Source organism: Arthrobacter sp. Leaf234 (assembly GCF_001422665.1).
Lineage (GTDB): Bacteria > Actinomycetota > Actinomycetes > Actinomycetales > Micrococcaceae > Arthrobacter_D.
On sequence record NZ_LMLU01000001.1, the window covers coordinates 1,432,326 to 1,451,585 of the forward strand.

Here is a 19,260-nt window from a genome sequence, read left to right on the forward strand (position 1 = left end):
TCCTCGGGAAGCGCCGGTCCCCGGGGTTCGGCGACTCGTGAGGGGTATACGCGTTCCGGGGGAGCGGCGTTCACGCCCCGCCCAGGGACGCGGGATGCGGCGCCTCCGTGCCCGACGGGACGTCGCGGATCCTGGCGTAGGACATGAGGTCCCGTCGTCGGCCGCCGATCTCGAGGTAGCCTCGCAGCAGCCCCTCGACCGCGAATCCCGCCGACGTGGCAGCGCTCGCCGAGGCGATGTTCCACGGCTCGACGTGCAGTTCCAGGCGGTGCAGCTCCGGGAGGGTCCAGGCGAACGGGACGAGGGCGCGCAGGGCGTCGGTGGCGACGCCCTGGCCGCGGGCCCGGGGCATGACGGCGTACCCCACCTGTGCGCGACCGAGGGCGCGGTCACGCAGCCACAGCCCGATCATGCCGAGTGCCTGGCCGCTGCCTGCCTCTGCGACGGCGAAGGAGAACCCGGCACCCTCGACGTGCCGTTGCCGCTGGCGCGCGATGTAAGCCGGGGCACCGGCGCGATCACACGACGGCGGGAGGGTCCCGATGAGGGGTACGTAGGGGGATCGGTCGAGAGCTCCTGCACCATCGGTACGTCCCGGTCCTCGAACCGCCGGAGCATCACCTGTCCGGCGGACGGCGCTGTGGCCGGCCACGCCGGTAGCTCCCACGGCGGATGGTTCACGGCCGGAGACCGAAGGCGGCGAGACCGAGATCCGCGTGTCGGCGGAAACCCATCGAGGCGTAGAAGGGGTGTGAGCCGGTGGCGTCCGGGGTGCCCTCGGCATCGGTGGTGAGCGCGAGGAACATGCACTGCTGGTAGCGGTGCCTGATGTCCTGCAGCAGTGCCCTCCCGATCCCGCTCCGCCGCGCGGCGGGCGCGACGAGGATGTCCTGCAGATAGCAGATGGATTCGCCGTCCGAGACGGTCCGGGCGAGACCGAGCAGCGTGCCGGCGTCGTCCCGGGCCGTGAGCACCAGGTGCGACCCGGCGAGGCTGCGTTCGAGCCGGGCTGGATCACGGGTGTACGCTGTCCAGCCGACCGCGGCGTAGAGCGTGAGGGCTTCGGCGGTCGGGGGGATGCTCTCGCTGATCGTGGTCACGCCTCCACCGTAGCGGCCGACAGCGGGCTCGGCGCGGGCGGCCGTGGCAGGCGCCGGATCAGTCGGCTCGGGTGTGGAGGCCCTGCCTCAGGGGTCGGCGATCGGGGCCGTCAGCGCACCGGTCACCGCGATGAGGTCCGCGGGGGAGAGCTCGACGTCGAGCCCCCGCTGCCCTCCCGAGACGAAGACGGTGGAGTGCTGCAGTGCCGTCACATCGATCACCACGGGCGAGGGAAGCCGCTGCCCGACCGGCGAGATCCCCCCGAGGACGTAGCCGGAGCGCCGCTGCGCGTCGGCCGGGTCCGCCATCACGGCCCTGCGCCGACCGAGGGCCGCTGCGAGTGCCTTCAGGTGCAGGGAGCCGCTGACCGGGACGACGGCGACGGCGAGCACCCCGTCCACACTGGCCATGAGGGTCTTGAAGACCCGGGACGGCTCGACGCCGAGCGCTTCGGCGGCTTCGAGGCCGTAGGACGAGACGCCGTCGTCGTGATGGTAGGGATGAGCGGTGAAGGCGATCCCGGCGTCGGAGAGGGCGGCCAGCGCGGGGGTGCTGCGCTGGCCGGCGGTCCGTCGGGCCACGGTGTCTCCTTCGAACGTCCTACGAGACGGTCGCGACGTCCCGTGCCGCGGCGAGGTCCCACAGATCGGGCTGGCCCCAGGCACCCGTGAAATCGCAGGTGAGGATGAATTCTGCCATCACAGCACCCGTGAGGACGAGTCCTTCGAGGCAGTCCACGCCGTTGTGCCGCAGGCGCTCCACGCCCTCCTGCGCGACGAGGGCCGTGATGAGGTCCTCGGTCGTCAGGGGAGTGTCGGTGCGGGTCGAGCACCAGTACAGGTACAGTCCCTCGAGCTCATCGGCAGGGACGAGGGACCCGTCGGCGGTGACGGCCGTGCAGTCCTGCAGGAAGGTGGGGATGTGCTGCGTCATGGGGGTGTCCTTTGCAGTATGGCGTACAGGTGCCGGGAAGGGATGGGCCGGCGGGGGTGGAATCGCTCGCAGGGGCCGAGGCAGGGGGGAATGACGTGCAGGGCCCGGAGCGGGAGGTGCGGGAGGAGTGCCACGATGGGCGTCCACCGCGTCAGGAGGGGGTGCGGATCCGGGTGCGGAGCACTGGGTCGACGATGTCGGGCGGGCACGGCAGGGCCGTGCGGCTCACGCCTGGACGGCGGACGGAAGGATCCGCAGGACGGCTGGTACGGCAGCCTGCGGGCGGCTGTGGAAGAAGGGCTTCCTGGTCGTTCATGGTGCACGCCCCCGATCGGGGATGGTGCTCTACTGACCGGCACGCGATCCGAGGATCGGCGACCAACGAGAAGAACCGAGGTCAGCCGCCTTCTTCTAGACAACTGCTCCCCACCCTACGCCTGTTCCACGCCGGCGGCCCCGGGGGCTCGGCTAAAGTACACGTATGCCCCCGCCCCGCACCCGGAACCGCCGGGCGACCATCAACGATGTCGCGACCGCGGCCGGGCTCTCCAGAGGGACCGTCTCCCGCGTCGTCAACGGCGAGCGCTATGTGTCCGACGAGGCGCGGATCGCCGTCGAGGAGGCGATCGCGAGCGTCGGCTACGTGCGCAACTCGGCCGCCCGGAATCTCGTCACGCAGGAGTCCCGCGCCATCGCGCTGATCATCCACGAACCCCACTCGCTGCTGTTCGAGGATCCCAACATCGGCTCGATCCTGCTCGGGGCCAACGAGGTGCTCTCGAGGGCGGACTACCAGCTGGTCTCACTCATCATCGACTCCGACCGCGACAGCCGCCGCGTGGCCGACTACCTGCGGGGCGGGCTCGTGGACGGCGCCGTCATCGTGTCCGCGCGCGCCTCGGATCCCATCGCGTCCGCCGTCCGCGACATCGGGGTACCGGCGGCGTTCGTCGGCCACCCACCCGGGACCCCGGACCTCCCCTACGTCGCCATCGACAACTCCGCGGCCGCGCGGTCCATCACCGAGCGGCTCGTGGCGACGGGCCGCAAGCGCATCGGGATGATCGCCAGTGCGATGGACCGCGATTCCGGACAGGACCGCTTCGCCGGCTTCCGCGAGGCGATGGGTTCGCGCTTCGATCCGTCGCTCGTGGTGGAGTACCCGCTCTACACCTACGCCGCGGGGCTTCAGGGGATGCAGGAACTGCTGCGCCGGTGCCCGGAGATCGACGGCGTGTTCGCCGCGTCCGATGCCGTTGCCGCGGGGGCCATGACGGCGCTGCAGGAGTCGGGGCGGAAGGTGCCCGACGACGTCGGGATCGTGGGGTTCGACGACAGCAGCTGGGCGCTGCGGACCCGCCCGCAGCTCTCGACGGTCCGGCAACCCGCTGACCTGCTGGGCAGCACCGCGGCCGAGCTCGTCCTCGCGCAGATCCGGGGCCTGCCCAGTGCGGTGCAGGTCCTCGACACCGCCGTCGTCTGGCGCGATTCCGCCTAGTAGCCGCAGGTCAGGAGCATCAGCATGTGGATCGGGTCCATCGAGTTCGACATCCTGCTGGGTGACGTGCATTCCCTCAAGGGCAAGCGGTCCGTGGTGCGGCCGATCGTCGCGGACCTCCGGCGCTCCTTCGAGGTGTCCGCAGCCGAGGTGGGCCACCAGGACCTGCACCGGCGGGCGATCGTGGGCGTCGGACTGGTCAGCGGCGACCGGCAGCACGTGGTGGACGTGCTGGACCGCGTGGAGCGCCACGTCGCGTCCCGCCCGGAGATCGAGCTGCTCAGTGCTCGGCGGCGACTGATCGACAGCGAGGACTAGGCGCGCTCACGGCTTCGCGCCGGCCGCTGCGAGCGGTGCAGCGCACCGTCGTCGAACGCGGTCAGGAGCGCCCGGATGTCCTTGTGCACCTCGACGGCCCCTGCCTCGCGGAGCTCGGCCGCGCTCGTGCCGCCGGAGGCGAGCCCGACGGTCGGGATGCCCAGTTCCGAGGCCGCCAGCACGTCCCAGACGGAATCCCCGACGAACACCGTGTTCGCGGCGTCCAGTCCGCCCGCCGCCAGCGCTGCCTGGAGGATGTCCGGATCGGGTTTACTGTTCTCGGCGTCTCCCGAACTCGTCGCGGCGCTGATGGCCTCGTCCGCGCCGATGATCCCGCGCGAGACGGCCAGCTCCTGGTGCGAGGCGGAGGAGGCGAGGACCACGGTGAGGCCCCCGTCGGCGCAGCGCCGCAGCAGCTCGCCCGCGCCCTCGAAGCTCCGGAGCCCGGGCCAGAAGGTCGAGAACACCGCGGAGCGCGTGGCATCGAGCTCGTCGTCCTGCTCGGTGTCGCGATCGTCGCCCAGCAGGTGGGCCACGAGCTTGTCCCCGCCCATGCCGATCGCACGGTGGATCTCCGCCATCGGCAGGTCGTGGCCGAAGCGGCGGAAGGCCTGCCACCACGCCATCGTGTGCTGGTAGTTGGAGTCGACGAGCGTTCCGTCCACGTCGAAGAGGACCCCGTGCCGTGTCGGCCGGTCGTCCGTGCTGCTGGCACTGTCCGTCATGCCTGTGCTCCTTCCCTCCGTCGCCCGTCCTGGTTCCCCACGAGTCTAGGAAGCCCGGCGTACCCGCGGGAAGGGCGCCGCCGGGTTGCGGTCGTCCCGGATGTGTGGCTCGGTCAGGGGGCGGGGACCGGCTCGACGACGATGACCACCCGATCCTCGCCGATCCGCGTCAGGACGAGGGTCGCCTTCCTGCGGCCCTTGCCGGACCCGGTCAGGAGCTGTTTCCGGACCTCCTCCGGGGTGACGGAGGTCCCCCGTTTCTTGATGTCCAGCACGCCGATGCCCTCGGACCGGACCCACGCCTTCAGCGCCTTCACGTTGTAGGGGCGGACCTCGAGGACGCGGTAGGCCCGGGCGAAGGGCGTGTCCGTGAGCGTGGGCGCGCAGATGTAGGCGATCATCGGGTCCAGCAGGTGCCCGCCCAGCTGCTGTGCGAGGTCCGCCACCAGCTCGGCGCGGATGACGGCGCCGTCGGGCTCGTAGAGGTAGCCCGCGGGTTCCCCGACCGCCGCCGTCGGGCCGTCCCCGAAGGATGCCTCCGACACCATTTCCGCCGCTCCCCGGGCCCCGAGCAGGAGCGCTGCGCGCCGGACGCCCGGCCGGCGGAGCGCGTTGAACCAGAGCGCCACCTCCGTGACATCGCCGTCCACGGAGACCCATTGCGCCTCGCACGTCCCGGGGACCGATTCGTGCGGCATGCCGGGGCCCATCTTCACGCCGACGGGCATGCCGCTGTCGGCGAGCTGCTGGACGAAGGAGAGCGGGGGGGAGAACGCCTCGGGATCGAAGAGGCGGGACGTGCCCGACGTCGTCGTCGTCCTCCGCGCCGGATCCAGCCACACGCCGTCGTACCCGGCGGTGTCAACGAAGGCGGCGTCGGCGTTCACCACGCGGGCGTTGGGGAACGGCATCAGGTTCATGGTGGCCGCGGCCGCCGTGGTCTCGTCGAGCTCGACGGCGGTGACCTCGCGGTCGAGGGTGGCCAGCGCCATGCTGTCGGCCCCCAGCCCGCAGCCGAGGTCCGCCACCTTGACGAGTCCGGCGTCGACGAAGCGCCGTGCATGTTGTGCGGCGACGCTCAGGCGTGTGGCCTGCTCGAGCCCGGCGGTGGTGAACACCATGTGGTCGGCGAACGGCCCGAACTTCGCCGAGGCCCTGGCCCGCAGGCGCGACTGCGTCAGGGCGGCGGCGACCACGCCGGGAGCGTGGCCGGCCTTCCGCAGCTGCTCGGTGAGGCGGAGGCTGTCGGCCTCGGTGTAGGGCCCGAGCGAGTTCAGCAGCTCCCAGCCCTCGGGGGTCAGGATGTCCGCGATGTTGTCCGAAGCCATGGTGCCAGCCTAGGCGACGCAGCCGTCGGACCGGGTCCGGCCGCCTGCGTCATCGCATCGTCGGACCGTCGACATTTGGCACTCGCCTTGACCGAGTGCCAGCCCTTGCATACAGTCAGAGTTGGCACTCACTCCCTGTGGGTGCTAGTCCCGAGGGAAGCGTTCGCCGGCACCGCGACGACGGTTCACGCCCATCCCGACGGCCCCAATCCATTGGTATCGAACGCAAAGGAGAGCCCGAGTGTCGGTCTCTATTAAGCCCCTTGAGGATCGCATCGTTGTCCGCCCCCTCGAAGCCGAGCAGACCACTGCTTCCGGCCTCGTCATCCCGGACACGGCCAAGGAGAAGCCCCAGGAGGGCGAGGTCGTGGCAGTCGGACCGGGTCGTGTCGACGACAACGGCAACCGCGTCCCCGTCGACGTCGCCGAGGGCGACATCGTCATCTACTCGAAGTACGGCGGAACCGAGGTCAAGCACGGCGGCCAGGAGTACCTGGTGCTCTCCGCCCGCGACGTCCTCGCAGTCGTCGTCAAGTAGTAACCCCTTGAGAAGCCCCGGCCCGCAGTGGCCGGGGTTTTTCTCGCTGCACAAGCCTGAAAGGAATCAACAATGGCAAAGCAGTTGGAATTCAACGACGCCGCCCGCCGTGCCCTCGAGGCCGGCGTGGACAAGCTCGCGAACACCGTCAAGGTGACGCTGGGCCCCCGCGGACGCAACGTCGTGCTGGACAAGAAGTGGGGCGCCCCCACCATCACGAACGACGGCGTCACGATCGCCCGCGAGATCGAACTCGACGACCCCTACGAGAACCTCGGCGCGCAGCTGGCCAAGGAGGTCGCCACCAAGACCAACGACGTCGCCGGTGACGGCACCACCACCGCGACCGTCCTCGCCCAGGCACTCGTCAAGGAGGGCCTCCGCAACGTGGCCGCCGGCGCGGCTCCCGGACAGCTCAAGCACGGCATCGAAGTGTCGGTCGAGGCCGTCGCCAAGCGCCTGCTGGAGAACGCACGCGAGGTCGTCGGTCAGCAGACCGCCAATGTCGCGTCCATCTCCGCCCAGAGCACCGAGGTCGGAGACCTCCTTGCCGAGGCCTTCGAGAAGGTCGGCAAGGACGGCGTCATCACCATCGAGGAGTCCTCCTCGACCGTCACGGAGCTGGTCCTCACCGAAGGCATGCAGTTCGACAAGGGATACCTCTCCCCGTACTTCGTGACCGACGCCGAGCGCCAGGAAGCCGTCCTCGAGGACGCGCTCATCCTCATCAACTCCGGGAAGATCTCCTCGCTGCAGGAGTTCCTGCCGCTGCTGGAGAAGGCCCTGCAGGCCGGCAAGCCGCTGTTCATCATCGCCGAGGACATCGAGGGCGAGGCCCTGTCCACCCTGGTGGTCAACAAGATCCGCGGCACCCTGAACGTCGTCGCCGTCAAGGCTCCCGGCTTCGGTGACCGTCGCAAGGCCATGATGCAGGACATCGCGACCCTCACGGGTGCGCAGGTCGTCTCGCCCGATCTCGGCCTCAAGCTCGACCAGGTGGGTCTCGAGGTCCTCGGCTCCGCCCGCCGGATCACTGTCACCAAGGACGCCACCACGATCGTGGACGGCACCGGCAGCGAGTCCGACGTCGCCGACCGCGTGGCGCAGATCCGCGCCGAGGTCGAGCGCACCGATTCCGACTGGGACCGCGAGAAGCTCCAGGAGCGCCTCGCGAAGCTCGCCGGCGGTATCGGCGTGATCAAGGTCGGCGCTGCCACCGAGGTGGAGCTCAAGGAGAAGAAGCACCGCATCGAGGACGCCGTGTCCTCCACGCGTGCCGCTCTCGAGGAGGGCATCGTCGCCGGTGGTGGATCCGCACTGGTCCACGCCGGCAAGGCGCTCGACACCGACCCTGCCGTCCTCGCACTCGAGGGCGACGCCGCCACGGCGATCGGCCTCGTGCGCCGTGCCCTCGCGCAGCCGCTGCGCTGGATCGCGGAGAACGCCGGACACGAGGGCTACGTCGTCGTCTCCAAGGTCTCCGATCTCGAGGTGGGTCACGGCTTCAACGCCGCGACCGGCGAGTACGAGAACCTCGTGGACGCGGGCATCATCGATCCCGTGAAGGTGACGCGCTCCGCACTGCGCAACGCGGCCTCCATCGCGGCGCTGGTGCTGACCACCGAGACGCTCGTGGTCGAGAAGCCCGAGGAGTCCGAGGGCGACGAGGGCCACGGCCACTCGCACTAGGACGCCTGCCTGAACGGCACACGATCCCGGCACGTCCAGCAGCACCCCGGCTCATCGAGCCGGGGTGCTGCTGCATGTGGCCTCTTCCGCGCAGTCACCCCGGATGCCCTGCCCGGCGCATCGAGCCCAGGCAGGATCCCGCGACAAGCGGCAGGGTCGAACACTCCCACTCCGCACAGCCCGCAGGGGGATCCGGGCGACGACGTCCCGACGACGACGAAGCCCCGGCCACTCCTTCGAGTGCCGGGGCTTCGGGCGCTGCGGGCGTCGGGCCCGGAGCGTGGGATCAGGCGTCGACGACGATCGCCGTGACGACCGGCTGGCGGTTGTAGAAGCGGCGCATCCAGTTGGCCGTGGCCCGTTCGATGATGTCCTCGGGGTCCTGTCGGCGGCCGCCCTGGCGGTTGGACGCGGCATCGCGCAGTGCCTTCTCGACGGCGGCTCCGGCCTTGTCGAGGTCCTCGTCGGAGCAGGAGAAGCCCTTCGTGAAGAACTCGGGCGACTCGACCATCTCCCCGTTGTCCGGGTCGATGATGGCGAGGACCGTGACCACGCCCTCCTCGGCGAGGCGACGGCGCTCCACGAGGTCCTCCTCGGTGATGCCGCCGACGCTGTCGCCGTCGACGAACACGAGGCCGGCGTCGACCTTGCCGGAGAGCGTGGCGCGGCCGCGCGCGAGGTCGACGGTCACGCCGTCCTGGGCGATGACCACGTTGCGGGGATCGACGCCGGTCGCGACGGCGATCTCCGAGTTCGCGCGGAGGTGGCGCCACTCGCCGTGGACCGGCATGACGTTGCGCGGCTTGACGATGTTGTAGCAGTAGGCGAGCTCGCCGGCGCTGGCGTGGCCGGAGACGTGCACCTTGGCGTTGCCCTTGTGGACCACGTTGGCGCCGATCTCGGTGAGGGCGTTGATGATGCCGTAGATCGCGTTCTCGTTGCCCGGGATGAGCGAGCTCGCGAGCAGGACGGTGTCACCCTCGCTGATCCGGATGGCGTGGTCCTTGTTGGCCATGCGGGACAGCGCGGCCATCGGCTCGCCCTGCGAACCGGTGCAGATCAGCACCACCTTGTGGTCGTCGCTGCGCTCGAGCTTCTTGAAGTCCACGAGCAGGCCCTGCGGGATGTTGAGGTAGCCGAGGTCCGCCGCGATGGTCATGTTGCGGACCATCGAGCGTCCCACGAACGCCACCTTGCGGCGGTGGCGGTGCGCGGTGTCGATGATCTGCTGGATGCGGTGGATGTGGCTCGCGAAGCTCGAGACGATGATGCGGCGCGGGGCGGTGCGGAACACGGCGTCGATGGCCGGGCCGAGGTCCTTCTCCGACGTCGTGAAGCCCGGGACGTCCGCGTTGGTGGAGTCCGTCAGGAACAGGTCCACGCCCTCGGCGCCGAGGCGGGCGAACGCGCCCAGGTCCGTGATGCGGCGGTCGAGCGGGAACTGGTCCATCTTGAAGTCACCCGTATGCAGCACCATGCCGGCGGCGGTGCGGATGGCGACGGCGAGGCTGTCGGGGATGGAGTGGTTGACCGCGACGAACTCGAGGTCGAAACCGCCCATGGTCCGGCGGTCACCCTCCTTGACCTGGACGGTCTTCGGGGTGATGCGGTGCTCCTTGAGCTTCGCCTCGATGAAGGCCAGCGTGAGGCGCGAGCCGACCAGGGGGATGTCCGCGCGCTCCTTGAGGAGATACGGGACACCGCCGATGTGGTCCTCGTGCCCGTGCGTCAGGACGACGGCCACGACGTCGTCGAGCCGGTCCCGGATGTAGGAGAAGTCCGGGAGGATGACATTGATGCCGGGCTGGTGCTCCTCGGGGAACAGGACTCCGCAGTCGACGATCAGCAGTTTGCCGTCGAACTCGAACACGGTCATGTTTCTACCGATCTCACCGATCCCACCCAGGGCGACAATGCGCATGGCTCCCTTGGCCAGGTCCCGTGGTGCTGTCAGTGCGGCAGGTCTTTTATTCACAGATTAGGTTTCTCTCAGTGGTGGCGGGCGCAGGGGAGGCCGCCGGACGTGTGTCGTCGAGGCCGGCCAACCCGGCAGATCCCTGAAGTGGTCCCGGTCGAGCCGGGCGGATACTCCTTCTAGGGTACGACGTCCGGTGCCGCATCGGCGGATCAGGTCCGGCCGGGCGGCTCGCCCGGCCGGTGACGTGAGCGCTGTCACCGGAATAGGGCACCCCGATGAACCGTTCTAGACTGGCAGAGCCCGCCGGCGTCAGCGCCGAAGGCCCCACCCCACTCCCATCGGGCGACACCGAAAGAGGCGCAGCAGTGAGCGAGCAGTCCGGCCAGAACCAGACCCACGACCCCTTCGGATTCATCGGCCTGACGTACGACGACGTGCTCCTCCTCCCCGGCCACACCGATGTCATCCCTTCCGAGGCCGATACCTCCTCGCGCATCTCGAAGCGCATCACGGTGCGCACGCCCCTGCTCTCCTCGGCCATGGACACCGTCACCGAGTCCCGCATGGCCGTCGCCATGGCGCGGCAGGGCGGCCTCGGCGTCATCCACCGCAACCTGTCCATCCAGGACCAGGCGGACCAGGTGGACCGCGTGAAGCGCAGCGAGTCCGGCATGATCACCAACCCGCTGACCATCGGTCCCGCTGCCACCCTCCAGGAACTGGACGAGCTCTGCGGCCACTACCGCGTCTCCGGCCTGCCCGTCGTCGACGACGCCGGGCACCTGCTCGGGATCGTCACCAACCGGGACACGCGCTTCGTGCTCGAGCGGGACTTCCCGACCACCCGCGTGCACGACGTCATGACGAAGATGCCGCTCGTCACCGGGCAGGTGGGCATCAGCGGTGACGACGCGATCAACCTCCTGGCGAAGAACAAGATCGAGAAGCTTCCGCTGGTCGACGGCGAAGGCATCCTCCGGGGCCTCATCACCGTGAAGGACTTCACGAAGGCTGAGCAGTACCCCCTGTCCACGAAGGACGACGACGGACGCCTCCGGGTGGGGGCCGCCATCGGGTTCTTCGGCGACGGCTGGGAGCGGGCCATGACCCTCGTCGAGGCGGGCGTCGACGCCTTGTTCGTCGATACCGCCAACGGTCACAGCGCGGGTGTGCTCGAGATGATCTCCCGCCTGAAGGCCGAGCCGTCGGCGGCGCACGTCGACATCATCGGCGGCCAGGCGGCGACGCGCGAGGGTGCCCAGGCGCTCATCGACGCGGGGGCGGACGGCATCAAGGTCGGCGTGGGCCCGGGTTCCATCTGCACCACGCGCGTGGTCGCCGGAGTCGGTGTGCCCCAGGTCACCGCCATCTACGAGTCGGCCAAGGCGGCCATCCCCGCCGGGGTCCCGGTCATCGCGGACGGCGGGCTCCAGTACTCGGGAGACATCGGCAAGGCCATCGTGGCCGGCGCGGACACCGTGATGCTCGGCTCGCTCCTGGCGGGATCCGCCGAGGCACCGGGTGAGCTGATCTTCGTCAACGGCAAGCAGTTCAAGACCTACCGCGGCATGGGCTCGCTCGGGGCCATGCAGACGCGCGGCAAGAACACGTCCTACTCGAAGGACCGCTACTTCCAGGCGGATGTCACGGGTGACGACAAGCTCATCCCGGAGGGCATCGAGGGGCGTGTGGCCTACCGCGGTCCGCTGGCGTCCGTGGCCTACCAGCTCGTCGGCGGCCTCCGCCAGACCATGTTCTACACCGGTGCGCGCACCATCCCGGAGCTGAAGGCGAAGGGCAAGTTCGTCCGCATCACGGCGGCCGGGCTCAAGGAGTCCCACCCGCACGACATCCAGATGACGGTGGAGGCACCCAACTACGGTTCCAAGTAGCGCAGCCCCCGGCATCAGCCCCCTCACCGAGGGGGCTGATGCCGTATGAGCGGACTGCCGCAGCCCGAGGCCACGGCCCGCCGCAAGCTCCGCCTCGGGCCCTACGCGCGCGCTGTGGGGCAGGTCCTCGCCGTCAGCGCGAAGGCGTCGCCGGGCGCCGTGGCGATGAAGGTCGCCGGCTCCCTGATCTCCGCGGTGCTGCCGCTCGTGACCACCTACTTCGCCTCACTCACGACGACGGCCCTCGCGGCCGCCTATGCGGGTGAGCCCGACGCCGGCCGGGCGGCCATCACCTACGTGATCGTCACCGCCGTCCTCGGGCTCCTGTGGGGTGCCTTCACGAGCGTGGACCGCTACATCCAGCAGGTCCTCAGTTTCCGCGTCGGTGCGATCGTCGGTGACCGCATGTACGAGCGGTTCCTCGCCCTCGAGTTCTGGCGGTACGACGACAAGGAGACGGTGGACCTCTACGACCGGGCGCGCCGTTTCTCCGACTCCTACGCGCGGGTGCTCGACCGCATCGCGGCCATCTTCACCCAGCTGGCGTCCGTGGTCCTCGCGATCGGGGCGCTCCTGCTCGTGAGCTGGTGGATCGCGCTGATCGTCCTCGTCGCCATCATCCCCAGCGTGTACCTGCAGTTCCGCCTCTCGCGCGAGCAGATGGCGCACTGGAACACGCAGGTGGATTCGCGCCGCCAGCGGCGCATGATCGAGAACAACCTCATGAAGCCGCAGCACATCGCCGAGATGCGCCTGTACGGGATCGTCCGCTACCTGATGGGGCTGCGCTCGACGCTGCGGGACGCCGACGAGAAACGGCGGCTCGATTTCCAGAAGCGCTACATCCCCAAGCAGCTCCTCGCCGATGCACTGCAGTACGGCGCGGAACTCCTCGCCCTGGTGTGGATCGTGGGGCAGATCATCGCCCGCGCGCAGCCCGTGGGCCAGTTCCTCTACGTGCAGCAGATCGTCAGCCGGGCCCTGAGCACCGCGAACAACCTCGTGTCCTCGCTGAGCTCCATCGACGAGGACCTCGCGAACCTCAAGGACTACGAGCAGTTCATGGACTTCCCGCTGTCCACCTCGGCGACGGGGCGCCTGGAGGCGGCTCCGTCCGCCGTCGAGCTCAGGGACATCCACTTCACCTACGCAGGCGGCGAGGCCGAGGTGCTCAGGGGCGTCTCGATGTCCTTCGAGCGTGGGACGCACGTCGCGATCGTGGGGGAGAACGGGGCGGGGAAGTCCACGCTGATCCGTGTCCTCGCGGGCCTCTACCAGCCCAGCAAGGGCGAGGTGCTGCTCGACGGACGCGACCTCCGGGACATCGGGATCGACGACTGGCACCAGCACCTGGCGGTGATGTCGCAGGACTTCCTGCGGTACGAGTTCGCCACCGCCGAGAACAACATCTACTTCGGCGATGTGCACCGCCCGCGTGACGACGAGCGGGTGCGCCGCGCCGCGCGGGACGCCGAGGCGATGGAGTTCATCGAGAAGATGCCCAACGGCTTCGAGAACTACGTGAGCAACTGGATGGAGGACCCGCGCGGCCGGAAGGGCAGCGGTCTCTCGGGCGGCCAGTGGCAGCGTCTCGCGATGGCCCGCAACTTCTACCGCGACGCGCCGTTCGTCGTCATGGACGAGCCGACATCGGCCATCGACGCCCTCGCCGAGCACCGCATCTTCACCCGCCTGTTCGCCGACCGGAGCCGCACCATCATCGCCATCAGCCACCGCCTGGCGACGATCGAGAAGGCAGATATCGTGCACATGCTCGAGGACGGGCGGGTCGTCGAATCCGGCACGCACCGGGAACTGGTGGCGCTCCGCGGACGGTACTTCCGGATGTTCGAGAGCCAGCTCCCCGAGGACTAACGGGCAGCGCCGCGTCACGGCCGGAGGAGGACGTCCTCACCCATGAGCGCAGCGCGGAACCCGTCGTCGCGCACCACGACGTCCTCGAGGACGAGACCCTCCGGCAGTCCCTCGATCTCGTGCTCGAGGGACACGGAGTTGCGGACGATCGCTGCGATCGCGCCGGAGAGGAAGTCCGGCCCCCCGACGTCGATGGAACGTGGCTCGAGGACGAGGCGGCCGTCCTCGACGTCGACGGTGCCGGTCGCGGTGACGCGCAGGTCGCGGCCGAGTGCCTCGACGGTGCGGACCACGGTAGCCTGACCGTCCTCCGCCGGGCGCACCTCCGCACCGCCGCCCAGGTCGGCCGCGACGACGTCGAAGGGGACGGTCGCGTCGACGGTGAGCTCCGCGGCGACCAGGCCGTCCGGGCCCGTCACCACGTCACGGCCGGCGGCGCGCACGTCCGTCAGCATCGAGCCCGAGGCGAGCACGGTACCCGCGTCGAGCCGGAGGTCCCCGAACCACACCTCGTCGTCGGACAGGTCCGCGGGCGGCGCAGGGGCGCCGGCACCGCCGTCCGGGGATGACGACGACGGCGCGGACGGGACGGGCCCGGCCGATCCGGCGTCGGCCGGCTCACTGACGATCCACCAGAGGACGCTGCCCGCGATGAGGACGAGCACCACCATCCCGGCCGCGCCGATCAGCCAGTCCCGGGCGCGTGTCCATGTCATGAGGCCAGTCTGGCGTGTCCGGTGGGGGAGGGCGAAACGCCGCCCGGCGCAACGGGCCCTGCAGGTCCCTGGCCAGGGGGCGGGATCGAGGCACGCGGCCGACCGTCGGGGCCGCGCCGGGCGGCGCGGACCGGCTGCGCCGGCGGGGACGGGCGGGACGGGCGACGCGCCGACTGCGCCGGCGTGGTGGTCATGGGCGGTCCAGGGCCGACGACGACGGCGGGCTGATCCCGACGGCGGGGCGGCTTTGCGCTGCGTCCGCGGCTCCTGAGAGGATAGCCGGGCAGGACGATCACGGAACGATGGTCGCGGAACAAGGACGGTTGAGCATGCTGGGGACCTCGAAGGCCCGGAGCGCCGCGGTGAGCGGGGTGGCCCGAAGGGGCTGCTGTGCGCCCCTGCCGTCGCCGGCCCACCAGCATGCAGCGGACAGCCCACAGGGCTGACACCGCAGGACCGCCCGCCTCGCGGCGGTTCCTCCCACGGGACCCCTCGACGCGGTCCCCCGTGCCCGGCGCCGGCAGAGCGCGCATCCCCTCGATCCTCCTCTGCAAAGGTGTTCATCCATGCTTCCTGTCTCCAGCTCCGCCATCCGTTCCTCCTTCATCAACGCCACGCGGTCCGAGGCCGCCAAGCTCACGCCGCCCAGGAACCTCGCCACCCTCGACTGGGACGGGCTCGACGTCCTCGGCTGGCGTGACGAGAAGATGCCGTTGCGCGGCTACCTGGTGCTGCCGACCGACCGTGGGCTCACGGGCATCCTCCTGCGCGCCCCCGAAGGCGGGGCGCGGAAGAACCGCTCGGTGCTCTGCGAGCTGTGCCGCGACGTGTACTCGAAGGAGGACGTCCTGCTCTGGGTCGCCCGCCGTGCCGGCCAGTCCGGGCGCGACGGCAACAGCGTCGGGACCCTGATCTGCGCGGACTTCGTCTGTTCCTCGAACGTCCGCCGGCAGCCTCCCGCGAGCGAGATCCACCCGGACCCCGCCGTCGTCGTGCGCCGCCAGATCGCCGGACTCCAGGACCGGACCGCGCAGTTCCTGGACCGCGTGCGGCGGCAGTAGTCCGGTCGGAGGTCCCGGCCCTGGGGCGGGACCTCCGACCTGGTAGGCCGGACCCGCCTGGTCACGCCGCCGGGACACCGGCGTCAGGCCGTCCCGGCGGCGTCACGGAGCGTCGACGCCGCCGGGACGGTACGCGTGCTGGGCTAACCTAGAGCAGTGACTTACGAGATCGAGATCGGCCGAAGCAAGCGCGGACGCAGGGCATATTCGCTGGACGACGTGGCGGTGGTGCCCTCCCGCCGGACCCGGGACCCCCTCGACGTCTCGGTCGGCTGGCAGATCGACGCCTACCAGTTCGAGATGCCCGTCATCGCGGCGCCGATGGACTCGGTGATGTCCCCGGCCACGGCCATCGCCCTGGGTCGACTCGGCGGCCTCGGTGTCCTGAACCTCGAAGGACTGTGGACCCGGTACGAGGATCCGCAGCCGGTGCTGGACGAGATCGCCGGGCTGAGTGCCGGGGACTTCAGCCCCGCCGCGACGCTGCGCATGCAGGAGCTCTACGAGGCACCGATCCGCGCCGAGCTCATCACCAGCCGCCTGGCCGAGATCCGCGAGGCCGGCGTGACGGTCGCGGGATCGCTCACCCCGCAGCGCACCCAGCAGTTCTACAAGACCGTCCTCGCCGCGGGCGTGGACATCTTCGTCATCCGCGGCACCACGGTGTCCGCCGAGCACGTCTCCAAGAACGAGCAGCCGCTGGACCTCAAGAAGTTCATCTACGAGCTCGACGTCCCCGTGATCGTCGGCGGCGCAGCCGGCTACACGCCCGCGCTGCACCTCATGCGGACCGGCGCCGCGGGCGTCCTCGTCGGCTTCGGCGGCGGTGCCACCACCACCACGCGCCGCGCGCTCGGGATCCACTCGCCACTCGCGTCCGCCATCTCCGACGTCGCCGGCGCCCGCCGCGACTACCTGGACGAGTCCGGCGGTCGGTACGTGCACGTCATCGCCGACGGCGGGATGGGCGTCAGCGGCGACATCGTGAAGGCGATCGCCATGGGGGCCGACGCCGTCATGCTCGGGTCTGCGCTCGCCCGGGCCGAGGAGGCGCCCGGGCAGGGCTGGCACTGGGGCCAGGAGGCGCACCACCACGAACTGCCGCGTGGCGACAGGGTCGCCATCGGCACCGTCGGACCGCTCAAGGAGGTGCTGTGGGGTCCCTCGCACCACACGGACGGGACCTCGAACCTGATCGGTGCGCTGCGCCGGGCGATGGCCACCACCGGCTATTCGGACCTGAAGGAGTTCCAGCGGGTGGAAGTGGTCCTCTCGCCCTATGTCTCCAACGACTGATGGGATTACAGTTGCCGTAGCTCCCCAGGGGCTCACAACCTCCCGACGAAGGGTATGGCCATGGCATCCGGTGCACTCAGTCCGCAGGACCGCGACGACGCGCTGAGGGCGCTCAGGGACACGACGGAGCCGGGCAGGGAACTCGACCTCCTGATCGTCGGCGGAGGAGTGGTGGGCGTCGGTGCCGCGCTCGACGCCGTCACGCGTGGACTCTCCACCGGAATCGTCGAGGCCCGCGACTGGGCGTCGGGAACGTCGTCGCGCTCCTCGAAGCTGATCCACGGCGGGCTGCGCTATCTGGAGATGCTCGATTTCGCGCTCGTCCAGGAGGCGCTGAAGGAACGCGGACTGCTGATCCAGCGCATCGCGCCGCACCTCGTCAAGCCCGTCCCTTTCCTCTACCCATTGACCAAGCGCTTCGTCGAGCGTCCCTACGTGGGCGCGGGGATCGCCCTGTACGACGCCATGAGCATGACCGGCGGCAACTCGCGCGGTGTCCCCTTCCACAAGCACCTGAGCCGGAAGGGCACGCTCCGCGCCGCTCCCAGCCTCAAGGACGACGCCATGGTGGGCTCCATCAGGTACTACGACGCCCAGGTCGACGACGCCCGCTACGTGGTCAACATGGTGCGCACGGCGCAGCACTACGGTGCCCGGGCCGCGAACCGCGTCAGCGTCGTCGACTTCCTCCGCGAGGGCGAGCGCGTGGTCGGGGCCCGGGTCAAGGACCAGGAGAGCGGGGACGTGTTCGAGATCCGCGCCAAGCAGGTCGTGAACGCGACCGGGGTCTGGACGGACGAGACCCAGGCGATGGTCACCGATCGCGGCCAGATGAAGGTCAGGGCGTCCAAGGGCATCCATCTCGTGGTACCCCGCGACCGCTTCCAGTCCACGGTGGGCCTGATCCTCCGCACCGAGAAGTCCGTGCTCTTCGTCATCCCCTGGGGACGCCACTGGATCATCGGCACCACGGACACCGACTGGGACCTGGACAAGGCACACCCGGCAGCCACCTCGAAGGACATCGACTACGTGCTGGAGCACGTCAACAAGGTCCTCAAGCGGCCCCTGACGCGCGAGGACGTCGAGGGTGTGTACGCCGGGCTGCGGCCGCTCCTCGCGGGTGAGAACGATTCCACCGCGAAACTGTCCCGCGAACACGTCGTCGCGCACCCCGTGCCGGGGCTCGTCGTCGTCGCCGGCGGCAAGTGGACCACATACCGGGTCATGGCGAAGGACGCCGTGGACGAGGCGACCCGCGCTCTCGACGAGAAGGTGCCCGAGAGCTGCACCGAGACCGTCCCGCTGCTGGGCGCCGAGGGCTACCGGGCGGCCTGGAACATGCGGGCCAGGCTGGCCGACGACGCCGGCGTGCACGTCGCGCGCGTCGAACACCTCCTGCAGCGCTTCGGCACGCAGGCCACGGAGGTGATGGACCTCATCCGCGAGGACCCCTCGCTCGGCCGGCCGCTGCCCGGCGCGGACGACTACCTCCGCGCGGAGGTCGTCTTCGCCGTCACCCACGAGGGTGCCCGGCACGTCGACGACGTCCTCACGCGACGCACCAGGATCTCCATCGAGTCCTGGGACCGCGGCGTGTCCGCGGCTCCCGTCGTGGCCGAACTCATGGCGCCGATCCTCGGCTGGAGCGAGCAGCAGGCCGAGCGCGAGGTCACGCACTACCGCGCGCGGGTGGATGCGGAGCGGCTCAGCCAGGAGCAGCCCGACGACGTCTCGGCGGACAGTGCACGCATGGGTGTGCACGATATTGTCCCGCTAAGCTAGGAGAGCCGGGCGGGCCGCGACGAGCGCTCCTCACCGGCGCGCGGCGACCGGGCACCCGGTGGCCGCGGCCGCGGGACCTTCGAAAGGCACACAGTGAGCGACCTGTCCTCCGAGCTGCACGACGCCCTGCTGACCACACCGGACCTCGTGATCCTCGAGATGGAGGCGGCCTCCAAGGAGGACGCGGCAGCGCAGCTCGCGAGCCGCCTGCATGCGGCCGGGCGCATCTCGGACCTGCAGGCCTTCCTCGACCAGGTGAACTCCCGCGAGCACCAGATGGCGACGGGCCTGCCGGGCGGCGTCGGCCTGCCCCACGCGCGCAGCGAATACGTGAACCAGACGTCGATCGCCGTCGGGGTCACGCGCTTCGGCCACAGCCTGGACTTCGGCGCGGTGGACGGGCCCGCCACCCTCGTGCTCCTCATGGCCACCCCCGCGCAGTCCTTCTCGGAGCACCTGGAGGTCCTCGCGACGATCGCGCGCAGCCTCTTCAAGGAGAACTTCCGCGAGTCACTGCGTCGCGCGCACGACGCCGAGGTCATCGCGGAGCTCATCAACTCCTCGCTGGTGTTCTTCGACCACTAGGG

The 19,260-nt window shown here is 70.1% G+C and carries 18 protein-coding genes; 10 read left to right on the forward strand and 8 right to left on the reverse strand.

Annotated features, from left to right (window positions below):
• Positions 1 to 70 precede the first annotated feature (70 nt).
• From ASF21_RS06740 to ASF21_RS06755, 4 genes are all read right to left on the reverse strand, one after another.
• Complete coding sequence (locus ASF21_RS06740) at positions 71 to 652, reverse strand: GNAT family N-acetyltransferase (RefSeq protein ID WP_235498674.1); 582 nt, start codon at positions 650 to 652, stop codon at positions 71 to 73.
• 25 nt (positions 653 to 677) lie between these two features.
• Positions 678 to 1,100 (reverse strand): GNAT family N-acetyltransferase, encoded by a 423-nt coding sequence (locus tag ASF21_RS06745; RefSeq protein ID WP_055768389.1) that lies wholly within the window; start codon positions 1,098 to 1,100, stop codon positions 678 to 680.
• 87 nt (positions 1,101 to 1,187) lie between these two features.
• Positions 1,188 to 1,682, reverse strand: coding sequence for a Cys-tRNA(Pro) deacylase (ybaK, locus tag ASF21_RS06750; RefSeq protein ID WP_055768392.1), 495 nt, complete (start codon positions 1,680 to 1,682; stop codon positions 1,188 to 1,190).
• Positions 1,683 to 1,701: 19 nt separating this feature from the next.
• A complete protein-coding gene (locus tag ASF21_RS06755; protein WP_055768395.1) occupies positions 1,702 to 2,034 on the reverse strand; it encodes a hypothetical protein in 333 nt (110 codons plus the stop codon).
• 481 nt (positions 2,035 to 2,515) lie between these two features.
• Between ASF21_RS06755 and ASF21_RS06760 the strand changes: the two genes are divergently transcribed.
• Positions 2,516 to 3,532 (forward strand): LacI family DNA-binding transcriptional regulator, encoded by a 1,017-nt coding sequence (locus ASF21_RS06760; protein ID WP_055768398.1) that lies wholly within the window; start codon positions 2,516 to 2,518, stop codon positions 3,530 to 3,532.
• 24 nt (positions 3,533 to 3,556) lie between these two features.
• Positions 3,557 to 3,850 carry a DUF503 domain-containing protein gene (locus ASF21_RS06765; RefSeq protein ID WP_055768401.1) on the forward strand — a complete coding sequence of 98 codons (294 nt, stop codon included), beginning with the start codon at positions 3,557 to 3,559 and terminating at the stop codon, positions 3,848 to 3,850.
• Here the strand turns inward: ASF21_RS06765 and ASF21_RS06770 are convergent.
• Together ASF21_RS06770 and ASF21_RS06775 are read right to left on the reverse strand one after the other, a co-directional pair.
• Complete coding sequence (locus tag ASF21_RS06770) at positions 3,847 to 4,575, reverse strand: HAD family hydrolase (RefSeq protein ID WP_055768404.1); 729 nt, start codon at positions 4,573 to 4,575, stop codon at positions 3,847 to 3,849. The genes ASF21_RS06765 and ASF21_RS06770 overlap by 4 nt on opposite strands.
• A gap of 113 nt (positions 4,576 to 4,688) precedes the next feature.
• Positions 4,689 to 5,903, reverse strand: a complete 1,215-nt coding sequence (locus ASF21_RS06775) for a THUMP-like domain-containing protein (RefSeq protein ID WP_055768407.1) — start codon at positions 5,901 to 5,903, stop codon at positions 4,689 to 4,691.
• A 241-nt stretch (positions 5,904 to 6,144) separates the two neighbouring features.
• Between ASF21_RS06775 and groES the strand changes: the two genes are divergently transcribed.
• Both groES and groL read left to right on the forward strand, forming a co-directional pair.
• Complete coding sequence (groES, locus tag ASF21_RS06780) at positions 6,145 to 6,441, forward strand: co-chaperone GroES (RefSeq protein ID WP_055768411.1); 297 nt, start codon at positions 6,145 to 6,147, stop codon at positions 6,439 to 6,441.
• Positions 6,442 to 6,513: 72 nt separating this feature from the next.
• Entirely contained in the window at positions 6,514 to 8,130 is a 1,617-nt protein-coding gene (gene groL / locus ASF21_RS06785) for a chaperonin GroEL (RefSeq protein ID WP_055768414.1), read from the forward strand.
• Between the two features lie 286 nt (positions 8,131 to 8,416).
• On the opposite strand, the gene ASF21_RS06790 is transcribed toward groL, so the two are convergent.
• Positions 8,417 to 10,051, reverse strand: coding sequence for a ribonuclease J (locus ASF21_RS06790; RefSeq protein ID WP_055768417.1), 1,635 nt, complete (start codon positions 10,049 to 10,051; stop codon positions 8,417 to 8,419).
• Positions 10,052 to 10,323: 272 nt separating this feature from the next.
• On the opposite strand from ASF21_RS06790, the gene guaB reads away from it, so the two are divergent.
• Both guaB and ASF21_RS06800 read left to right on the forward strand, forming a co-directional pair.
• Positions 10,324 to 11,940: an IMP dehydrogenase gene (guaB, locus tag ASF21_RS06795; RefSeq protein ID WP_414826606.1), complete on the forward strand. Its 1,617-nt coding sequence runs from the start codon at positions 10,324 to 10,326 to the stop codon at positions 11,938 to 11,940.
• A 45-nt stretch (positions 11,941 to 11,985) separates the two neighbouring features.
• Positions 11,986 to 13,815 carry an ABC transporter ATP-binding protein gene (locus ASF21_RS06800; protein WP_055768425.1) on the forward strand — a complete coding sequence of 610 codons (1,830 nt, stop codon included), beginning with the start codon at positions 11,986 to 11,988 and terminating at the stop codon, positions 13,813 to 13,815.
• Between the two features lie 14 nt (positions 13,816 to 13,829).
• Here ASF21_RS06800 and ASF21_RS06805 read toward each other — a convergent pair whose 3' ends face one another.
• Positions 13,830 to 14,531, reverse strand: a complete 702-nt coding sequence (locus ASF21_RS06805) for an LmeA family phospholipid-binding protein (protein ID WP_055768428.1) — start codon at positions 14,529 to 14,531, stop codon at positions 13,830 to 13,832.
• Positions 14,532 to 15,097: 566 nt separating this feature from the next.
• On the opposite strand from ASF21_RS06805, the gene ASF21_RS06810 reads away from it, so the two are divergent.
• From ASF21_RS06810 to ASF21_RS06825, 4 genes are all read left to right on the forward strand, one after another.
• Positions 15,098 to 15,592 carry an FBP domain-containing protein gene (locus tag ASF21_RS06810; RefSeq protein WP_055768431.1) on the forward strand — a complete coding sequence of 165 codons (495 nt, stop codon included), beginning with the start codon at positions 15,098 to 15,100 and terminating at the stop codon, positions 15,590 to 15,592.
• A gap of 156 nt (positions 15,593 to 15,748) precedes the next feature.
• Positions 15,749 to 16,888: a GuaB3 family IMP dehydrogenase-related protein gene (locus tag ASF21_RS06815; protein ID WP_055768435.1), complete on the forward strand. Its 1,140-nt coding sequence runs from the start codon at positions 15,749 to 15,751 to the stop codon at positions 16,886 to 16,888.
• Between the two features lie 60 nt (positions 16,889 to 16,948).
• Complete coding sequence (locus ASF21_RS06820) at positions 16,949 to 18,673, forward strand: glycerol-3-phosphate dehydrogenase/oxidase (protein ID WP_055769297.1); 1,725 nt, start codon at positions 16,949 to 16,951, stop codon at positions 18,671 to 18,673.
• Between the two features lie 102 nt (positions 18,674 to 18,775).
• Positions 18,776 to 19,258: a PTS sugar transporter subunit IIA gene (locus ASF21_RS06825; RefSeq protein WP_055769300.1), complete on the forward strand. Its 483-nt coding sequence runs from the start codon at positions 18,776 to 18,778 to the stop codon at positions 19,256 to 19,258.
• Positions 19,259 to 19,260: the final 2 nt, after the last annotated feature.